This window comes from Brevundimonas sp. UBA2503 (genome assembly GCF_002341485.1).
Classification (GTDB): Bacteria; Pseudomonadota; Alphaproteobacteria; order Caulobacterales; family Caulobacteraceae; genus Brevundimonas; species Brevundimonas halotolerans.
On sequence record NZ_DDOD01000025.1, the window covers coordinates 168471 to 186329 of the forward strand.

General features: G+C 66.7%; 18 protein-coding genes and 1 tRNA gene. 6 read left to right on the top strand and 13 right to left on the bottom strand.

The window, feature by feature from the left end; all coding sequences use genetic code 11:
- The 4 genes from B4K74_RS12270 to B4K74_RS12285 form a co-directional block, all read right to left on the bottom strand.
- A complete protein-coding gene (locus B4K74_RS12270) occupies positions 1-1251 on the bottom strand; it encodes a DUF418 domain-containing protein (protein WP_286693180.1) in 1251 nt (416 codons plus the stop codon).
- A gap of 102 nt (positions 1252-1353) precedes the next feature.
- The gene (locus B4K74_RS12275; protein WP_123285995.1) at positions 1354-1923 is read right to left on the bottom strand and encodes a phthalate transporter; all 570 of its coding nucleotides are present in this window, start codon (positions 1921-1923) and stop codon (positions 1354-1356) included.
- Complete coding sequence (locus B4K74_RS12280) at positions 1920-2798, bottom strand: 3-hydroxybutyryl-CoA dehydrogenase (protein WP_123285994.1); 879 nt, start codon at positions 2796-2798, stop codon at positions 1920-1922. Before B4K74_RS12280 ends, B4K74_RS12275 begins: the two co-directional genes overlap by 4 nt.
- Before the next feature lie 95 nt (positions 2799-2893).
- Positions 2894-3217: a YggT family protein gene (locus B4K74_RS12285; protein ID WP_164461764.1), complete on the bottom strand. Its 324-nt coding sequence runs from the start codon at positions 3215-3217 to the stop codon at positions 2894-2896.
- Between the two features lie 182 nt (positions 3218-3399).
- Here B4K74_RS12285 and B4K74_RS12290 point away from each other — a divergent pair.
- The 4 genes from B4K74_RS12290 to arsC all read left to right on the top strand — a co-directional run bounded on the left by B4K74_RS12290 (position 3400) and on the right by arsC (position 5375).
- Positions 3400-3475, top strand: a tRNA-Ala gene (locus tag B4K74_RS12290).
- Between the two features lie 81 nt (positions 3476-3556).
- The gene (locus B4K74_RS12295; protein ID WP_286693181.1) at positions 3557-3922 is read left to right on the top strand and encodes an ArsR/SmtB family transcription factor; all 366 of its coding nucleotides are present in this window, start codon (positions 3557-3559) and stop codon (positions 3920-3922) included.
- Positions 3923-3924: 2 nt separating this feature from the next.
- Positions 3925-4980 carry an ACR3 family arsenite efflux transporter gene (gene arsB, locus B4K74_RS12300; RefSeq protein ID WP_286693182.1) on the top strand — a complete coding sequence of 352 codons (1056 nt, stop codon included), beginning with the start codon at positions 3925-3927 and terminating at the stop codon, positions 4978-4980.
- A complete protein-coding gene (gene arsC, locus B4K74_RS12305) occupies positions 4977-5375 on the top strand; it encodes an arsenate reductase (glutaredoxin) (protein ID WP_286693183.1) in 399 nt (132 codons plus the stop codon). Before arsB ends, arsC begins: the two co-directional genes overlap by 4 nt.
- On the opposite strand, the gene B4K74_RS12310 is transcribed toward arsC, so the two are convergent.
- The 6 genes from B4K74_RS12310 to B4K74_RS12335 form a co-directional block, all read right to left on the bottom strand.
- Entirely contained in the window at positions 5344-6639 is a 1296-nt protein-coding gene (locus B4K74_RS12310) for an APC family permease (protein WP_286693184.1), read from the bottom strand. The two genes, arsC and B4K74_RS12310, sit on opposite strands and share 32 nt — an antisense overlap.
- The gene (locus B4K74_RS12315; protein WP_123286030.1) at positions 6623-6916 is read right to left on the bottom strand and encodes an HPr family phosphocarrier protein; all 294 of its coding nucleotides are present in this window, start codon (positions 6914-6916) and stop codon (positions 6623-6625) included. The genes B4K74_RS12310 and B4K74_RS12315 overlap by 17 nt, the downstream gene beginning before the upstream one ends.
- The gene (locus B4K74_RS12320) at positions 6913-7317 is read right to left on the bottom strand and encodes a PTS sugar transporter subunit IIA (RefSeq protein WP_123285989.1); all 405 of its coding nucleotides are present in this window, start codon (positions 7315-7317) and stop codon (positions 6913-6915) included. Before B4K74_RS12320 ends, B4K74_RS12315 begins: the two co-directional genes overlap by 4 nt.
- A gap of 109 nt (positions 7318-7426) precedes the next feature.
- On the bottom strand, positions 7427-7876 hold the full coding sequence (locus tag B4K74_RS12325) for an HPr kinase/phosphorylase (RefSeq protein WP_286693185.1): 450 nt from the start codon (positions 7874-7876) through the stop codon (positions 7427-7429).
- A complete protein-coding gene (locus B4K74_RS12330; RefSeq protein WP_414630939.1) occupies positions 7873-9522 on the bottom strand; it encodes an ATP-binding protein in 1650 nt (549 codons plus the stop codon). The genes B4K74_RS12325 and B4K74_RS12330 overlap by 4 nt, the downstream gene beginning before the upstream one ends.
- Positions 9473-10177: a response regulator transcription factor gene (locus tag B4K74_RS12335; protein ID WP_123285986.1), complete on the bottom strand. Its 705-nt coding sequence runs from the start codon at positions 10175-10177 to the stop codon at positions 9473-9475. The genes B4K74_RS12330 and B4K74_RS12335 overlap by 50 nt, the downstream gene beginning before the upstream one ends.
- 208 nt (positions 10178-10385) lie before the next feature.
- Between B4K74_RS12335 and B4K74_RS12340 the strand changes: the two genes are divergently transcribed.
- The gene (locus B4K74_RS12340) at positions 10386-12098 is read left to right on the top strand and encodes a hypothetical protein (RefSeq protein WP_286693187.1); all 1713 of its coding nucleotides are present in this window, start codon (positions 10386-10388) and stop codon (positions 12096-12098) included.
- A 7-nt stretch (positions 12099-12105) separates the two neighbouring features.
- Here the strand turns inward: B4K74_RS12340 and B4K74_RS12345 are convergent, their stop codons facing one another.
- Positions 12106-12438: a zf-TFIIB domain-containing protein gene (locus B4K74_RS12345; protein WP_286693188.1), complete on the bottom strand. Its 333-nt coding sequence runs from the start codon at positions 12436-12438 to the stop codon at positions 12106-12108.
- Between the two features lie 275 nt (positions 12439-12713).
- Positions 12714-13901: an NAD(P)/FAD-dependent oxidoreductase gene (locus tag B4K74_RS12350; protein ID WP_286693189.1), complete on the bottom strand. Its 1188-nt coding sequence runs from the start codon at positions 13899-13901 to the stop codon at positions 12714-12716.
- A gap of 81 nt (positions 13902-13982) precedes the next feature.
- Between B4K74_RS12350 and B4K74_RS12355 the strand changes: the two genes are divergently transcribed.
- Positions 13983-14954, top strand: coding sequence for a calcium/sodium antiporter (locus B4K74_RS12355; RefSeq protein ID WP_206423361.1), 972 nt, complete (start codon positions 13983-13985; stop codon positions 14952-14954).
- Here B4K74_RS12355 and polA read toward each other — a convergent pair.
- Complete coding sequence (gene polA, locus B4K74_RS12360) at positions 14951-17845, bottom strand: DNA polymerase I (protein WP_286693190.1); 2895 nt, start codon at positions 17843-17845, stop codon at positions 14951-14953. The genes B4K74_RS12355 and polA overlap by 4 nt on opposite strands.
- Positions 17846-17859: the final 14 nt, after the last annotated feature.

Sequence of the window (17859 nt, forward strand, 5' to 3'; positions counted from 1 at the left end):
TCAGTCGCCGCCCTTCGAGATGCGGACCATCCGGCCATAGGTCAGACAGCGCCAGGCCCATTCCAGCGGCCCCATACGGAACACCGACAACCACAGGGGCGACCAGATCAGTTGCGCCAGCCAGACCGCACCGACCACCATCCACATCTGGGAGGTGCTGTGGGTGCCGAACCACAACGGCCCCCAGGCCGCGTAATAGAGGGTCACCATGATCAGGGTCTGGCTGAGGTAGTTGGTGAAGGCCATGCGACCGACCGGCACCAGCACCTGGGTGATGACCCTGAACCCGAACTTCGTCAGCAGGATCAGGACGGTGACATAGAAGAGGGTGACGAGCGGCGCCGCGCCGGTCGACGCGGCGGCCCAGCCACCGGTGGGGTCGATCCCATCGGGGGCCATCGCCTTCTGCCAGCCCCAGTATGCCGAGACTGCCAGATTGGCTCCCCCGGTCACGAGCACCATCAGATAGACCCACATCGGTGACTGGCCGGTCAGAAAGCCGGATTTGAACAGCCCAAGGCCCACCATCATCAAGGGAACCGTGACTGGGATCATGATGAGCATGAAGGCGGCAAAGGTCGCCCAGGTCGTCAGGTTCGCCATGAACCCGGCAAAGCCGCCCGAACGATAGGTATCGACGATGGCCTGGATCATCTCGGGTGTCGGAGCGGACATTGCCCCATCGAGCTCTGCGGCCATTTCGGGCGGGATGTTGCCCATGGCCCAGTAGAAGCCGACAGCCAGCAGGGCCCAGAAAAGGGTGATCAGGCCCCCGACCCACAAAAGGCGCCGGGCCGACCATGACCGGAACAACAGGAAGAGAAAACCGCTGACGGCGTAAAGCAGAAGGATGTCGCCAAACCAGAGCAGCGCTCCGTGCAGGGCACCGATCAGGGCCAGCCATCCCAGACGTCGGCGGAGGAGAGCGCCACGATCCAGATCACTGCGTTCACCGCCGACGAGGAAGATCGACACGCCGAAAAGCATGGTGAACAAGGTGCGCATCTTGTCGGCGAAAAAGACGTCGATCACCCACACGCCGATCGTATCCGCCATGGTGCTGTCGACCGGCGGCGGCGTTTCTACAGGTGCAATCAATATGTGCGGCCAGGCAAATGCCAGGGCATTGACCGCCAGAATGCCGAGGATCGCCCAGCCGCGCAGCATGTCCAGATTGAAAATCCGGTCCTTGGGCGCGACGGGCGCGAGCCGCGCGGATGCCGGTTCGGTATGCAGGTCTGTGGATGTCATGGTGTGATGTCCCCCCCGACGGTCACTCGATATCAGGCGGGGAAGGTCGCAGCGTGTGCGGACGAAGGAAAGTAAATTTCCTGTAACGTCGTTCAGCGGGGCCTAAAAGGTGTCGCGTCCGCTGAGGCCCAGCCGGTCTCGAACCGGCGCCGGGCGCGGCATGAAGGCCAGAAAGGCTGCGCACAGGCCCGCCCACAGGGCGTAGCTGATGCCCACCAGGATCGCCAGCGGCACCCCGCCGACGCCAAAGATCAGCAGGGCCGTTTCGGCATAGCCCATGGCCTGGCCGATATCGGCCGAGCGGGCGGCGCCTATGCCGGAGAGCACGAGGGCGTTGAACCCCTGCAGGGCGGCGGCCAGCAGACCCCCGTAGAACATGAAGCGCCAGACGATGCCGAGCCGGGTGGCCGGTCGACCCGTGCGGATCCGCTCCTGATTCAGCAGCCACAGACACAGAGGCACGGCGAAGATGCCGACCGCCAGAACCAGGATCCGCCAGTCGGTGCTGAGGCCATCCAGCCAGGTCTGGGGCGGCCAGACGAAGAAGGTGATGATCAGGGGCGGCCAGGCAATGCCTAGCAAGGCGGCGAGCGCAATCCAGCCGCCGGACCGGCGCCAGGTCACCTGACGCTGGCCGGGCAGGTCCTCAAGCGTTTCGAAACGGGCCTTCATCGTGTCGGCACCGGAACGTCGCCGGAATAGTCATAGAAGCCGCGCCCGGTTTTGCGACCCAGCCAGCCGGCCTCGACATATTTCACCAGCAGGGGACAGGGCCGGTATTTGCTGTCGGCCAGCCCGTCATAGAGCACATTCATGATGGCCAGCACGACGTCCAGACCCATGAAGTCCGCCAGTTCCAGCGGCCCCATCGGATGGTTGGCGCCCAGCTTCAGCGCCTTGTCGATCGAGGCGACGTCGCCGACCCCCTCATAGAGGGTGAAGATCGCCTCATTGACCATCGGCACCAGAATGCGGTTGACGATGAAGGCCGGGAAATCTTCGGCATTGGTCGTGGTCTTGCCGAGGCTCTGGGCAAAGGCGACGGCGGTCTCATAGGTGGCGGGCGAGGTGGCGATGCCGCGGATGATCTCGACCAGCCGCATGGCGGGCGCCGGCTTCATGAAATGCAGGCCGATGAAGCGGTCGGGCCGGTCGGTGGCCGAGGCCAGCCGCGTGATCGAGATGGACGAGGTGTTGGACGCGACCAGGGTGTCGGGCCCCAGATGCGGGGTCAGCGCCTGCAAGATATCGGTCTTGACGGCTTCGTCCTCGACGGCCGCCTCAATCACCAGATCCGCCGTGCCGACGGCGGCCAGATCGGCAGCGTCGGTGATCCGGCCCAGAATGGCCTGGGCCTCGTCCGCGCCAAGGCTCTCACGCTCGACGCGGCGCGCCAGACTGTTGGCGATGGTGCCATGCGCCAGTGGCAGCCGCGAAAGGTCGGCGTCATACAGGCGCACCGCATAGCCGCCGGTGGCCACCGCCTGGGCGATACCCGATCCCATCTGTCCCGCGCCGATGATGGCGACCGTCCTGATCGTGGTCATGACCTTCGAAATTCAAGGGCGCCGGAGCGCCGGGGGACGGGCACCTTAGGCGTTCCGGTCGGACGGCGAAAGCACCCGGGCGTGACCCGACTGCATCAGAATCCGCCCAGCAGCTGATACAGGGCCGCGCAGCTGGCTGGCAGGATGTAGGAGCGGATGCCCGAGATGATCAGCAGGGCGATGATCGGGGTGATGTCGATGCCGCCCAGCGACGGAATGATGCTGCGCAGGGGTGCCAGGATCGGGGCGGTGATGCTGTCCAGAAAATGGGCCAGCTGGGCCACGAAGCGGTTGCGATAGTTGATCACGTCGAAGGCGAACAGCCAGCTCATGACGGCCGAGACGATGATCGCCAGCCACAACAGCAGGAAGACCGAGTCGACCAGAAAACAGATGAAGCCGGCGATGGCGGGGCCCATGTCGATCCTTGTTGGCAGCGGCAATTGCGTCAGAGGTCCGCTTCTAGCCTGAGCCGGGCCTTGCGGCCAAGGCCGACGGTGTCGTGCTCCGGAACGGACAGGGCGTGATCCCCGCAAGACGGCATTGACACCACAAGCCCCGCCCGACTATGTCCCGCGCTCGCCTGTGCCCGACCATGATCGGGGCCGTAGCTCAGTTGGTAGAGCGCGTCGTTCGCAATGACGAGGTCAGCGGTTCGATTCCGCTCGGCTCCACCAGGCTTTTCACCCTTCCGGACAGTGACATCGGCCGCATGCGGCTCACTTGGCGGCAGCTAACAATTCGATTATCCATGAAATATGGAAACGAATGCCGCCGTCGAGACGCTGTCCGCGCTTGCCCATGAGGGCCGGCTGGCGCTGTTTCGTGTCCTGATCAAGGCGGGGCCCGGGGGGCTGGCCGCCGGGCGGCTGGGCGAGGCGGTCGGCATGGCGCCCAGCACCTTGTCGAATAACCTGGCCGTCCTGACCCGTGCCGGGCTGGCGACCTCGGTGCGGGACGGGCGCTCCATCATCTATGCCGCCGACTATGGCCGGATGAGCGATCTGCTGGCTTTCCTGATGGAAGACTGCTGTGACGGCGCGCCAGAGATCTGCGCGCCGCTGGGCGATGTGCTGGCCCGGATGGCCTGCTGTCCGCCCGAACTCCGATCCGGGATGTCCTGAGCATGTCGATTTTCGAACGCTATCTGACCCTGTGGGTCGCCCTATGCATCGTCGTGGGTGTGGGGCTGGGCGCCCTGATGCCGGGCGTGTTCGCCGGTCTGGGCGGGATGGAGGTCGCCTCGATCAACCTGCCGGTCGCGGTGCTGATCTGGCTGATGATCGTGCCGATGCTGGTGCGGATCGATTTCGCCGCCCTAGGCCAGGTCAGCCGCCACTGGCGCGGCATCGGCGTGACCCTTTTCATCAACTGGGCGATCAAGCCGTTCTCCATGGCCCTGCTGGCGTGGCTGTTCATCGGCGGCCTGTTTCGCGAATGGCTGCCGGCGGATCAGGTCGACAGCTACATCGCCGGGCTGATCCTGCTGGCGGCGGCGCCGTGCACGGCCATGGTGTTCGTCTGGAGCCATCTGACGAAGGGCGAGCCGCATTTCACCCTGACCCAGGTGGCGCTGAACGACGCCATCATGATCGTGGCCTTTGCCCCGATTGTCGGCCTGCTGCTGGGGCTGTCAGCGATCATAGTGCCGTGGTCGACCCTGACGCTGTCGGTGCTGCTCTATATTCTGGCGCCGGTGGTGGTGGCCCAGATCATCCGCCGGCTGCTGCTGGCCCGGGGGCAGGACCTGTATGAGCGCACGCTGGCCCGCATCCAGCCCGTGTCGCTGGCGGCCCTGCTGATCACCCTGGTACTGCTGTTCGGATTTCAGGGCGAGCAGCTTCTGGCCCAGCCGCTGGTCATCGCTCTGCTGGCCGTGCCGATCCTGATCCAGGTCTATCTGAATGCGGGCCTCGCCTACGGCCTCAACCGGCTGACCGGCGAGGCACATTCGGTGGCGGGCCCCTCGGCCCTGATCGGGGCCAGCAACTTCTTTGAGCTGGCGGTGGCGGCCGCGATCGGCCTGTTCGGGATCGGCTCGGGGGCGGCGCTGGCGACCGTGGTCGGGGTGCTGATCGAGGTGCCGGTGATGCTGTCGGTCGTCGCTATCGTGAACCGCTCGCGCGGCTGGTATGAGGCAGGCCGCGCCGTCCAACGTGTCCAGAAGGAGCCCCGTCCATGACCGTCACCGTCTATCACAACCCCAAATGCGGCACCTCGCGCAATGTGCTGGAGATGGTCGGGGCCTCGGGTGTCGAGCCGGAGGTGGTCGAGTATCTGAAGACCGGCTGGACGCCTGACCAACTGACCGATCTGGCCGTTCGCACCGGAGAGGGGCTGAAGGGCCTGCTGCGGGTGCGGGGCACCACGGCCGAGGCGCGCGGCCTGACCGCCGATAACGTCAGTGATCAGGCCCTGCTGGCGGCCATGGTTGAGGATCCGGCGCTGGTCAACCGCCCGATCGTGGTGACGCCGAAGGGCGCCGCCCTGTGCCGTCCTTCGGAACGGGTGCTGGATTTGCTGGATGAGCCACCGTCGCGCTTCGTCAAGGAATACGGCGAAATCGTGGGCGGCTGAGCACGGCGCGGAGGGCCAGAGCGGCCGCGATCAGCGCCAGCCCCGTGGCCCAGACTGGCCAGGGCACCTGAAACGCCAGAAAAACACACCCGCCCAGCCCCAGCGCCGGCACGATCGGTGGGTAGAGCCTCTGCGCCCGCGACAGGCGCAGGGCCGCCAGATTGTTGATCGCGTAATAGATCAGCACGGTGAAGGCGCTGAAGGTCCACGCGAGGCGGATATCGCCGATCAGGACAAGGGCGGTGATGCCCGCACCGACCAGCAGCACGGCCGGGGTGGGCACGCCCCGCGCATCGACATGGGCCAAGGGGGAGGGGAGGTCGCCCCGCCGCCCCATGGCCAGCACAATTCTCGACAGGCCGAGGACGAGATTGAGCAGCACCCCCAGCATGGCGGTCAGCGCACCGACCGCGACCAGCGCTGTCAGGCCGGGACGCTCAAGCGCCTTGGCCACGGCCTCGAGCGGGGCGCCCCCGGCGGCATCGAGCGCCACGCCCGCCTCTGAGGCCTGAACGACCGCCCAGCCGACGCCGATGTAGAGCGCCGCCGAGATCGCCAGCGTCAGCAGGATGGCCAACGGAATGATCCGAGCGGGGTCGCGGACCTCTTCGGCCAGGGTCGCGATCCGCCCATAGCCGGTATAGGCGACGAACATCAGGGCCGTGGCCGAGGCGAGGAGGCTCCAGTCGATGCCGACGCCGGGGCTCGGGATATCGATCGCGGGCTGGCCCGGGCGCAAAAGGCTGGCTCCGATCAGCGCAATCAGCGCCGTCGCGGTCAGGGAGACGATGACCATGTTGACCGCATTGGATCGCCGGAGGCCCGACACCACGAGGGCCGTGACGCCGATGCCGGTCAGGACGGCCAGCGGCACGGCCAGACTGTCGGCATCCCCTCCGGTCAGGTGGCGGAGGTAGGCCGAGACCCCCAGGGCCGCGGTGGCCGCCGAGGCGGACTTGGCCAGCAGGAAGACCCAGCCGGCGACAAAGCCCAGCGAAGGCGTCAGCCAGACGTGGCCGTATTCATAGGCGCCGCCGCTGACAGGGTGGGCGGCCGCCAGCTCGGCACTGGCGAGGGCATTGAACAGGGCCAGCACCGCCGCCAGCAGAATGGCGGGCAGCAACAGGGCCCCACTGATCTCGGCGACAAGCGCCAGGCTGACGAAGACGCCGGTACCGAGGATGGAGCCGAGGCCAAGGCCGATGGCACCGGGCAGGCCCAGCTGGCGGGTCAGCGGTGTCGCTGGCCTATTGATCCTCGTCAAAGCGACGGGCTACGAGGTCGCGGAGGGCGGCGACGGCGGCCTCGGCATCGGGGCCCTCGGCCGCGATGGACAGGCCGCAGCCATTGCCTGCGCCCAGCGTCAGCAGGCCCATGATCGAAAGGGCATTCACGGTGACGCCGTCGCGGGTCACGCGGATGTCGGCCTCGAACTCGGACGCCAGTTTGACGAACTTGGCCGAGGCCCGGGCGTGCAGGCCGCGGGAGTTGCAGATGTCGACGACCGTCGCTGCGGTCGGAAGGGTATCGCCGCCGCTCATTTTTCCCCCGACAGAACCCAGGAGGCGACCGAGATATATTTCCGGCCGGCATCCTGTGCATGGGCGACGCAGGCCTCCATCGGCTCACGGGCGCGGACGCTGGCCAGCTTGATCAGCATGGGCAGGTTCAGACCGGCGATCACTTCGGCGCGGGTTTCTTCCATGACCGAAATGGCGAGATTGGAGGGCGTGCCGCCGAACATGTCGGTCAGCAGGATGACGCCGTCTCCGTCGTTCACGGCACCCGCAGCATCGACGATGTCGCGACGGCGGCGCTCCATGTCGTCGTCCGGGCCGATACAGATGGCCGCGACCCCGCGCTGGGGGCCGACGACGTGTTCCATGGCCGCGAGGAATTCCGAGGCCAGGCCGCCGTGGGTTACGATCACCAGTCCGATCATGAAGGCTTCACCAAGACAGGACCCATCCCCGGCGTCATTCTCTGGCCAAGGGTCGTGACCCGGACCGTGAGCCGCGCTTGATAGGGCAATCTGACGTCGGTTTAAAGCGTCAAGGTGAGACCGGACGCCGCACGGCCTCGGCAAGGGCCATGGTCACGATGGACGGGGCCGCCGCCGCGCGGGCCTGAATCGCGATGGTGCGAAGCGGCAGGCCCAGCCAGGGTTCGAACGCCGGATCGGGCAGGCGCTCGGGCTCATCCAGGCTCAAGGTCACGGCCAACCCGAGCCGACAGAGGTCCCGATGGGGCGTGAAGACCAGCCCCAGACCTCGCGCCTCGATCAGGCCGGCGGTTGCCCGGGGCGCCCGGGCCCACAGCTGGCCACCACTTGCCCAGATCAGGGCCGCATCATCGCCGACCAGCTGCCAGCCCTGAGCCATCAGCCTGAGCGCCAGACCGGTTTTCCCGACGCCGGACGGCCCGGTCAGGGCAACGCCGACCCAGTCCTCGCCCTGACGCAGGGCGACGACGGTGGCCTGAACCTGTGTCGGGCCGGTCATGGCCGGGTGTGAAGGGGCGTCAGGGTGATGACGAAGCGGGCCCCGGTGATGTGATCGGGATCGTCGGGATCGGTGATGTTCTCGGCCCAGACCCGGCCGCCGTGGGCCTCGATAATCTGGCGCACGATCGACAGGCCGAGCCCCGAATTGGAACCGAACTGGGTGCCCTTGGGCCGCGAGGTGTAGAAGCGCTGGAACACGGTTTCCAGATTCTCGACCGGTATGCCGGGCCCGTCATCCTCCACCCGGATGCGGATGTCCTGCGACCCATCGGGCGCCCGGTCGAGGGTCAAGCGCACGGAGCCGTCCGGCGGGCTGAAGGAGCGGGCATTGTCGATCAGATTGCGGATCACCTGTCCCAGAGGTCCGTCGCGACCGACGATCCGGGTCGGCCCGGGCGTGTTGATGGACAGATGCAGCGGCACATCGCCCGGCTTGGGCGAGGTCTGGTATACATCGACGATGTCGCTCAGCAGGGCGGTCAGATCCACGGTGCGGGGGCGATCGCGGGCCAATTCCGCATCCAGCCGAGAGGCATTGGAAATGTCCGTGATCAGACGGTCCAGTCGGCGCACATCCTGTTGCAACAGGGCGGTCAGCTTTTCGCGCTGGGCTTCGGCCTTGACGAGCGGCAGGGTCTCCAGCGCCGAGCGGATCGAGGTCAGCGGGTTCTTGATTTCGTGCGAAACATCGGCGGCGAACCGTTCGATCGCCTCCATCCGGTCGGACAGGGCGCGGGTCATGGTCTCGAGCGAACGGGCCAGATCGCCGATCTCGTCACGACGCTCTTCGAGGTCGGGCATGGAGATGGCGCGGGTCTGTTGCAGGCGCACGCTGTCAGCGGCAGCGGACAGACGCATCACCGGTCGCGCCACGAACAGATGCAGCAGCAGCGACGAGAACAGCGACACGACCAGGGCCACAATGGCAAAGGGCATCAGGGCGGCGCGCTGGGCGGCCAGGATTTCATCGACGTCGGCAGCCTCAAGCGTCAGCACCCCCAATTCCTGGCGGACATGCCGGATCGGCAGGGAGACGGAAATGACGCGGTTGCCGCTCTCATCGCGGCGGACGCCCGCCTGGGGCCCCTCGGTCAGGGCGGTCTCGATCTCGGTCGCCAGTTCCAGACGGGCCTGTTCCAGACGGCGGTCCTCCTCGACCTCGGCCTCGAGGTCGGGTTCGGGCACCGGGGTTGCGGCGGGCAGGGCGGGATCCAGCGGCGCGCCGGGAATGGCCTCGGTGACCATATAGCTGTCGGCCACCGGCAGGCCGTCACGGTCGAACACGCGGGCCCGCTGGCCGACAGGCACGAAATTGTCGCGCAGCCATCGGGCGGTTTCATATTCGTCGAGGGCCGGAGTCGGCACGCCCGTTGTGATGCCCAGCTCGCCCAGAACATTGGACATCAGCTCGGCCTGGGCCATCAGCGATTCCTGACGCGCCTCGATCAGGCCGCGTCGCCATTCGTTCAGGGCCAGGGCTCCGACGAACAGGATCAGCAGGCTGAGCAGATTCAGCGCAAGAATAAGGGCGCCGAGACGCGATCCAACCGGCCGGAATCGCGGTCGCGTGCGGGCCTCACGGCCGTCTTCGGTTTCAGCTTTCGCGGTATCTGTAGCCAACGCCGTACAGGGTCTCGATGGCATCGAACTCCGGATCGACGACCCGGAACTTCTTGCGCATGCGTTTCACGTGGCTGTCGATGGTGCGGTCGTCGACATAGACCTGATCGTCGTAGGCGGCGTCCATGAGGTTGTCGCGGCTCTTCACAAAGCCCGGGCGCTGGGCCAGGGCCTGAAGCAGCAGGAATTCGGTGACGGTCAGCTTGACCGGCTTGCCGTCCCAGGTGCTCTCGTGGCGGGCGGGATCCATGGTCAGCTTGCCCCGGCGGATGGCGCGGGCGGCGGCGTCGCCCTGGGCCTCGCCCTCACCCGTGCCGATGCCGACGCGCCGCAACAGGGCCTTGACCCGCTCCAGCAGCAGGCGCTGGCTGAACGGCTTGTGGATATAGTCGTCGGCCCCGAGGTTGAAGCCGAGGATCTCGTCGATCTCCTCGTCCTTGGAGGTCAGCATGATCACCGGAATCTGCGAGGTCTGACGCAGCTTGCGCAGCACCTCCATGCCGTCCATGCGCGGCATCTTCACATCCAGAATGACCAGATCGGGCGGCGTGGCCAACAGGGCCTCAAGGCCCGAGGCGCCGTCATGATAGGCCGTGATCTTGTGCCCATGGCTTTCCAGCGCCAGCGACACGGAGGCGACAATGTTCTCGTCGTCGTCGACCAGGGTGATGTTGGCCAAGGTTCACTCCTCAGAGGCTTCGACGCATCGCGCCGTCGACCGGTGTAACGCGCCCGAAGCGTAACCGTTCGGATTCAATCGGGGTGACATTAGGGCGCGCCGGGGCGGGCGGCTAGAGCCTGATCGCTTCCGACAGGGCCGGTGAGCGAAACCCGGCCTTAAGCCCTCATCCGGCATGATCGAGGCTTGTAGCGTTTTCAGGTATATCATGGCCGGCCTCGTCCACTACGAAGTCTTCATCCGAAAGACCGCACCCGCGCCATGGGCTTTGCTGATGGCGACGGAGAGCCGCAACCACGCGATCGAGGCGGCCGAAGATATCTTGAACGACAACCGGGCGGCGGCGGTTCGGGTCACCAAGGAGACGCTGGACGCCGAGACCATGGAGTTCTCCAGCCTGACTGTCCTGACCAAGGGCGCACCCGAGGTCCGGCAGAAGCGGGTCATCCCTGACGATGAGGTCGGGCCGCGCTGCACCGGAATCCAGGACTTTTACGCCCCCCATGCCCGGGAGCTGATCGGTCGGGTGCTGGAGGACTGGCTGATCCGGCGCGGGGTCACCGCTTTTGAACTGTTGCACCGTCCGGATCTGGCCGAGGTGCTGGAGGCGTCGGGCGTCGAACTGCAGCACGCTGTGCAAAAGGTCGCCGTTCCGGAAAGCCAGGCAGTAGGCCAGCCGGTTCATGAACTGATCCGCCACTATCAGAAACTGGCCGATTCCGTGATCGAACGTCTGGTCGCGGCGGGACGGGCGCAGAGGTTTCCGACGCTGGAGGGCCGGTCCCTGGCGGATCTGGCCCACCGGCTGGCGGGGACCTCCGACCGGGCCTTCATCATGGGGGGGGTCGTTTCAGGAGCCTTGGCAGGCCTGAAGACGCCCCGGACCCGGCTGGACCGGATGATGGATCTGGCCGCGGCGGCGCCGATGGATGGTCCGCCCCGCGCCATAGTCATGGTCGCCATTGAGCAGATACTTTGCGAAATGATGGCCCAGAGGACCAGTTTGGCCGACATCCTCGGACCTTCACTGGATCAGGGCGCCAGCCTGGCCGCTGTGGTGCGCATGGTCGCCCCCGCCGAGATCGAGGCCCTGATTGCCCGGGATCACCGACTGCGCCTGTTGGTTCCGACCATTGAGGGGCCGGCCCGTCGTCTCGGCGAACGACTTCAGGCGGGCGAGTATCCCCTGTTGTCTGCGGTTCTGGCCCGGATGGTTCTGCGCGAACTGCGCTCGCCGCGCCGACTGCGACCCGCGGACCCCGAAGGCGAAATCGACATCCTCCGGGCGCTGGCCATGACACTTACAGCAACCGCCGGTCGGCTGTTGACCCTGGAGGAGGTGCAGGACGCCTTCATCGAACGCTCCAAGAGCCTGATTACGGCCGATTTCGTCGCCGCCTTTGTCAAGCCGTGCAGCACGGTAATGTGCGAGGCCGAACATCTGATGCGGCTGTGCGAGAACGTCACGGGTACTGCCAACAAGCGATCTGCGGCGCGCTGGCTTCACGCCTGTCTCAGCTCGCTCAGGTTCGAGACGGAAATGCGCCGGTCGGAGCTCCCGCCCGGTCAGGTTCTGGCCACGCTGGCGGGCCTGCAGCGCGCTGCGGGCAAAGTCGAGCTGTCGGACTCCGACGAAGGACAGATCTGTGAGGCCCTCGGCAAGGTGGGGGCGTCTGTGGAAGCTTCGGCCCGGCTGATCGACCAGATGGTCCGCGCCCCCGTGCCGGTGCCGCACAAGTTGCAGGTGTTGCTACGGCTGGCGGCAGGCGAGACTGGTCCGCGCGGTCCGGTAACGGAGCGGGCCCGCGCCGAGGCCCTGAAGCTGTTGCGTCACCCCAAGGTGCGGGCCGAGCTGGGATCGACCCCCGCCGCGCTGGAGCCGATCCGAGAGCTGATGCGCACCGTCGGGCTGGCGGCCTGAGGTCGGTTCAGTCGAACTCGAAGATGTCGAAGATGCTGTCGCGCTTCTTTTTGCGCGGGCGGCCCCGGTCGTCATAGTTGCGGTCGTCGCGGTAGCGCTCATCGCGCTGAGGCTCGTGGCGCGGCGGCGCGGACCAGGCCTGGGGCTGCGGTTTCGAACGGCCCGGCGCGACCGGGGGCGCCGCAGCGCGGCCTTCGTCCACAGCGGCGGCCATCAGCTTTTCCAGCTCCCCGCGATCCAGCCAGACGCCGCGACAGGTCGGACACATGTCGAACTGCACGCCGGACCGCTCCAGCGTCTGCATGGCGGCATTGTCATTGGGGCACATCAGAAGGGGCATCGTCTCTCCACGCACAAAACCGCAGGGCCCTGGTCGAGCCCCGCAGGTCAAAGAAGGAATGAAATGCGCCCGGCGCCGGCTTTTGTCCGAATTGGGCCCGGACCGACACCGGGCGCACCCGATGCGGTCCGACATCACACGATCCGGGACCGGAGGACGAGGGGGGCCCCGGAACGCGCCAGAGGGGCCCGTCCCGCACCGCTACTGTTGCGGACGAAGGCTGGAGAGACAAGGCGACAGGTGGTCACAGTTATGTCAGAGCGCCGTTATCGCAGCTAGGCGACCTGTCCGGCGGCCCAGCCCGAACTCCAGGCCCACTGGAAATTATAGCCGCCCAGCCAGCCGGTGATGTCGACCGCCTCGCCGATCACATAAAGGCCGGGGACGCGCTTTGCCGCCATCGTCTGCTGATCCAGCTGGTCTGTGGCGACGCCGCCGAGGGTGACCTCGGCCGTTCGATAGCCTTCGCTGCCGACCGGCTTGACGCTCCAGCCGTTGACCGCCTGGTCCAGTCGCCGCAAGGCCCTGTCCGACAGATCGGCAAGATTGCCGACGGCCTCCTCCTGCTCGACCAGAACCTCGGCCAGCCGCTTCGGCACGATCTGCCCCAGCGCCGTGTGCGCCGCCTGCCGACCGTTGCCCGCCTTCATCGCCTTCAGCTGCGCGAACACCTCCACGCCCGGCGCCATCGCCACGGAGATTGTCTCGCCCTCGCGCCAGTAGGAGCTTATCTGCAGCACGGACGGTCCGCTCAGCCCCCGGTGGGTGAAGAGCAGGCCTTCGGCGAATTTCGTCTTGCCGTGGCTGACGACCGCCTCGACCGACACCCCTGCCAGCGGCTTCAGCCGCTCCAGCAGCCCCGCCTCGAAGGTCAGCGGGACGAGGGCCGGGCGCGTTTCGGTGACTCTCAGGCCCAGCGCCCGCGCCGTGTCATAGGCCCAGCCGGTCGCGCCCATCTTCGGGATCGACTTGCCGCCAGTGGCCAGGATGAGGGAGGCGCAGCGCAGGTTGCTGCCGTCCGACAGGGCGACCTGAAACCCCTCGCCCTCACGCGAAAGCCTGTCTACCGAAGTGCCGAGCGACAGGACCGCTCCGGCCTCACGCATCTGGTCCGTCAGCATACGGATGATCAGCTTGGCGCTGTCGTCACAGAATAGCTGGCCGAGCGTCTTCTCATGCCAGGCGATGCCGGCCTGATCGACCCGCTTGATGAAGTCGTGCTGGGTGAAGCGCTTCAGCGCCGAGGTGGCAAAGCGCGGGTTCTCGCCAAGGAAGGCATGCGGCCCGCACCCCAGATTGGTGAAGTTGCAGCGTCCGCCGCCCGAGATGCGGATTTTGTCGCCCGGGGCCCGCGCATGATCGATGATGCGAACCCTTCGGCCGCGCCGCCCGGCCTCGATGGCCGCCATCATGCCGGCGGCCCCCGCGCCGACGATCAGCACATCGATGTCGGTCGAAGGCAAAATGCCACATCCTTTTCCGGCGACCGGCGTTGTCCGGCGCGCCCGTTTGTGAGAGGGCGGTTCTAGCGGGGGGGATCACCGATGACCATGACCTATGGCCTGTTGGCGCTGGGGCTTGTGCTCCTGGTCGCCGGGGGCGACACGCTGGTGCGGGGCGCGACGACGGCCGCCCGCAGTCTGGGCGTTTCGCCCCTGTTGATCGGCCTGACCCTGGTCGGCATGGGCACTTCGGCGCCGGAGCTGGTGACCAGCCTGACCGCGGTGCTGGCGGGCTCGCCCGGAATCGCCATGGGGAATGTCATTGGATCGAATACGGCCAATATTCTTCTGATCCTTGGCGTCGCCGCGCTGATTTCGCCCATTGCTGTCGACCGGGACGCCTTCCGGCGGGACGGCTGGGTGTTGATCGCTTCGACAGCCCTGTGCGTCATCGCCGTGATCGCCGGCACGATTGACTACCGTTGGGGTCTGGCCATGCTGGCGGGACTGGCCGTCTATCTGCTCTGGGCCTGGATGGGAGAGCGGCGCCATCGGGACCGCGAGGCCCGTAAATACGAGCATCTGACCGAGGATGCCCCGGATGCCCGCGGGGGCGTCTGGTCGGGTCTGGGGCTGGCCGTCATCGGCATCCTGCTGACCGTCGGGGGGGCGCGCCTGCTGGTCGACAATGCCATAGTCGTCGCCCGCGATATCGGGGTCTCGGACACGATCATCGGCCTGACGGTGGTGGCGGTGGGAACGTCGCTGCCCGAGCTGGTGACCTCGGCCGTTGCCGCCTTCCGGCGGCATTCCGACGTGGCGCTGGGCAATATCATCGGCTCGAACATCTACAATGTGCTGGGCATTCTCGGGATCACGGCCCTGGTCGCGCCGATCCGGGTGCCGCCCGAGATCATCCGCCTCGACATCTGGGTGATGGTGGCCGCCACCGCGCTGGTCGTGCTGTTCGTACGGACGGGTATGCGAATCGTCCGGCTGGAGGGCCTGGCCCTGCTGCTCGCATACGCGGTGTATCTGGGTTGGTTGGCCCGCGACCTGCTGCCCTTTGGCTAGTGGGCGTCATCCCAGTTTGAAGCCGCGCGGGCATCGACCACCAAAGGCACGCTCAGCGAGATCGCCGGCTCGGCCGCCGCTTCCATAATCCGGCGGATGATAGCGATGGCGCGATCCGCTTCGGCCTCGGGCGCTTCGAACACCAGTTCGTCGTGCACCTGCAGCAACATGCGGGTCTCCAGACCCTCAGCCGCGAGGGCGTCCGGCATCCGCATCATGGCGCGCCGGATGATATCGGCCGCTGTGCCCTGGATCGGGGCATTGATGGCCGCCCGCTCGCCGAACTGCCGCTCGGCCCCCGACTTCGAATGAATCGCTGGAATGTGGATCTTGCGGCCGAACAGGGTGGTGACGAAGCCCGCCTGTTTCACCTCGCCCTTGATGCGATCCATATAGGTCCGGATGCCGGGGAAGCGCTCGAAATAGGTCTTGATATAGGCCCCGGCCTCGCTGTTATCGATGCCCAGCTGGGCGGCCAGACCAAAGGCCGAGATGCCGTAGATGATGCCGAAATTGATGGCCTTGGCGCGCCGGCGGGTCTCCGACGACATGCCCTCGATCGGCACGCCGAACATTTCCGAGGCGGTCGCCGCGTGAATGTCGAGGCCGGCCTTGAAGGCGGCTTTCAGTTCGGGGATGTCGCCGATGTGGGCCAGGATGCGCAGCTCAATCTGGCTGTAGTCGGCACTGATCAGCACCTGTCCGGGTGAGGCGATGAAGGCCTGACGGATCTGACGCCCCGTCTCGGTCCGGATCGGGATGTTCTGAAGGTTCGGGTCCGAGCTGGCCAGTCGCCCGGTCGAGGCAGCCGCCAGCTGATAGGAGGTGTGCACACGGAAGCTGGTCTTGTCCGCCGCCTCGGTCAGGGCGTCGGTGTAGGTGCCCTTCAGCTTGGCCAGCTGGCGCCAGTCGAGGATGACGCGCGGCAGCTCATGGCTCTCGGCCAGGGTCTCCAGCATGGCGGCGTCCGTGCCCCATTGTCCCGAGGCGGTCTTCTTGCCGCCGGGCAGGTCCATCTCCCCGAACAGGATCTCGCCAATCTGGCGGGGGCTGGCGATGTTGAAGGGCCGGCCGGCGACCTCATGGGCACGGGTTTCCAGCTCGGCCATCTTGAGTCCGAACTCGGACGACAGACGCTTCAGACGGTCGGGATCGACGCGAATGCCGGTCAGTTCCATCTGCGCCAGAACGGCGGGCATGCCGCGTTCCAGCGTCTCATAGACGGTGACCAGCCGTTCCTCGGCCAGCTGTGGCTTCAGCAGCCGCCACAGCCGGAGCGTCACATCCGCATCCTCGGCCGCATAGGCGGTGGCGGGCTCCAGCGCGACATGGCGGAAGCTCTTCTGCGACTTGCCGGTGCCGCAGACCGATTTGAACGGAATGGGCTCGTGGCCCAGATGCAGGCGGGATAGTTCGTCCATCCCGTGCCCGTGCACACCGCCCTCCAGCACATAGGAGATCAGCATGGTGTCATCGATCGGACCGACGGTGATGTCGTGCCGGGCCATGACCGCCAGATCGTATTTGATGTTCTGGCCAACCTTCAGGACCGCAGGGTTTTCCAGCAGGGGCTTCAGCAGGGCGAGAGCCTGATCCATCGGGATCTGGTCGATGGCCTCGGGCGGGGTCTCGCCGTCGAAGTCCAGCCCGCCCGACTGGGCGCGGGGCTCGGCCTCATGCGTCAGGGGCACGTAGCAGGCGTCACCGGGCGCCACCGCCAGCGACAGGCCGCACAGGCCCGCGTGGCTGGAGGACAGGGCATCCGTCTCGGTGTCGAAGGCGACCACGCCGGCCTCGGTGGCGCGCGCGATCCAGCGTTTGAGTTCATCGACCGTCCGGACACAGGCGTACGCTGTGGTGTCGAACGTCTCGGGGACCGTCAGTTCGGTTGCAGGCCTGGGCGCATGGCGTGGGGCGGCGACCGGGGCGTTCAGGGCTCTGGGCCGACCATTGGGTGCGGGTTCAAGCGGTGTGGCCTTGCCGTCCCCGACCCGCCGCGCCAGCGACCGGAACTCCATCTTTTCGAGAAAGGCCGCCAGGGTCGCCGAGTCCGGATCGCGAACGGCAAAGTCGGCAATCGGCTCGGGGGCAGGCGCATCGCAGATCAGGGTCACGAGCTGGCGGCTCAAACGGATCTGATCGGCATGGATCTGCAGGGTCTCGCGGCGCTTGGGCTGTTTGATCTCGCCCGCCCGGGCCAGAAGCGTGTCGAGGTCGCCGTATTCGTCCAGCAGCTGGGCAGCGGTCTTGGGTCCGATGCCCGGCGCGCCCGGCACATTGTCGACGCTGTCGCCGACCAGGGCCTGAAGGTCGATCATCTTGTCCGGCGTCACGCCGAACTTTTCCATGACGGCGTCTTCGGCCAGCACGCGGTCCTTCATCGGGTCCCACATGACGACGCCGCCCCCGATCAGCTGCATCAGGTCCTTGTCCGACGAGACGATGACGGTCTCACCCCCGGCATCGCGGGCCTTGCAGGCATAGGTGGCGATCAGGTCGTCGGCCTCATAACCGGGCAGTTCGACACAGTGCACGCCGAAGGCCGCCGTCGCCTCCCGCACCAGGGCGAACTGGGGCACCAGATCCTCGGGCGCCGGGGGACGGTGGGCCTTGTAGTCCGCATACAGATCATTCCGGAAGGTCTTTTCCGAATGGTCGAAAATGGCGGCCAGGTGGGTCGGTCCGCCCTCGCCCTTCATCTCGCGCAACAGCTTCCACAGCATGTTGCAATAGCCCTGGACGGCGCCGACCGGCAGGCCGTCCGACTTGCGCGTCAGCGGCGGCAGGGCGTGATAGGCACGAAAGATATAGGCCGAGGCATCGATCAGCCACAGGCGGACGTCGCCGCTCGGGTCGGGGGTGCCAGATTCGGAGGGGGCGGAGTCGCTCATGGCGCGACCATAGA

Bases quoted from the DNA above. Each gene is read 5' to 3' on its own strand.
- B4K74_RS12270 (WP_286693180.1), bottom strand. From the start codon at position 1,251: ATGACATCCACAGACCTGCATACCGAACCGGCATCCGCGCGGCTCGCG.
- B4K74_RS12275 (WP_123285995.1), bottom strand. From the start codon at position 1,923: ATGAAGGCCCGTTTCGAAACGCTTGAGGACCTGCCCGGCCAGCGTCAG.
- B4K74_RS12280 (WP_123285994.1), bottom strand. From the start codon at position 2,798: ATGACCACGATCAGGACGGTCGCCATCATCGGCGCGGGACAGATGGGA.
- B4K74_RS12285 (WP_164461764.1), bottom strand. From the start codon at position 3,217: ATGGGCCCCGCCATCGCCGGCTTCATCTGTTTTCTGGTCGACTCGGTC.
- B4K74_RS12295 (WP_286693181.1), top strand. From the start codon at position 3,557: ATGGAAACGAATGCCGCCGTCGAGACGCTGTCCGCGCTTGCCCATGAG.
- arsB (WP_286693182.1), top strand. From the start codon at position 3,925: ATGTCGATTTTCGAACGCTATCTGACCCTGTGGGTCGCCCTATGCATC.
- arsC (WP_286693183.1), top strand. From the start codon at position 4,977: ATGACCGTCACCGTCTATCACAACCCCAAATGCGGCACCTCGCGCAAT.
- B4K74_RS12315 (WP_123286030.1), bottom strand. From the start codon at position 6,916: ATGAGCGGCGGCGATACCCTTCCGACCGCAGCGACGGTCGTCGACATC.
- B4K74_RS12320 (WP_123285989.1), bottom strand. From the start codon at position 7,317: ATGATCGGACTGGTGATCGTAACCCACGGCGGCCTGGCCTCGGAATTC.
- B4K74_RS12325 (WP_286693185.1), bottom strand. From the start codon at position 7,876: ATGACCGGCCCGACACAGGTTCAGGCCACCGTCGTCGCCCTGCGTCAG.
- B4K74_RS12330 (WP_414630939.1), bottom strand. From the start codon at position 9,522: ATGCCATCGAGACCCTGTACGGCGTTGGCTACAGATACCGCGAAAGCT.
- B4K74_RS12340 (WP_286693187.1), top strand. From the start codon at position 10,386: ATGGCCGGCCTCGTCCACTACGAAGTCTTCATCCGAAAGACCGCACCC.
- B4K74_RS12345 (WP_286693188.1), bottom strand. From the start codon at position 12,438: ATGCCCCTTCTGATGTGCCCCAATGACAATGCCGCCATGCAGACGCTG.
- B4K74_RS12355 (WP_206423361.1), top strand. From the start codon at position 13,983: ATGACCATGACCTATGGCCTGTTGGCGCTGGGGCTTGTGCTCCTGGTC.
- polA (WP_286693190.1), bottom strand. From the start codon at position 17,845: ATGAGCGACTCCGCCCCCTCCGAATCTGGCACCCCCGACCCGAGCGGC.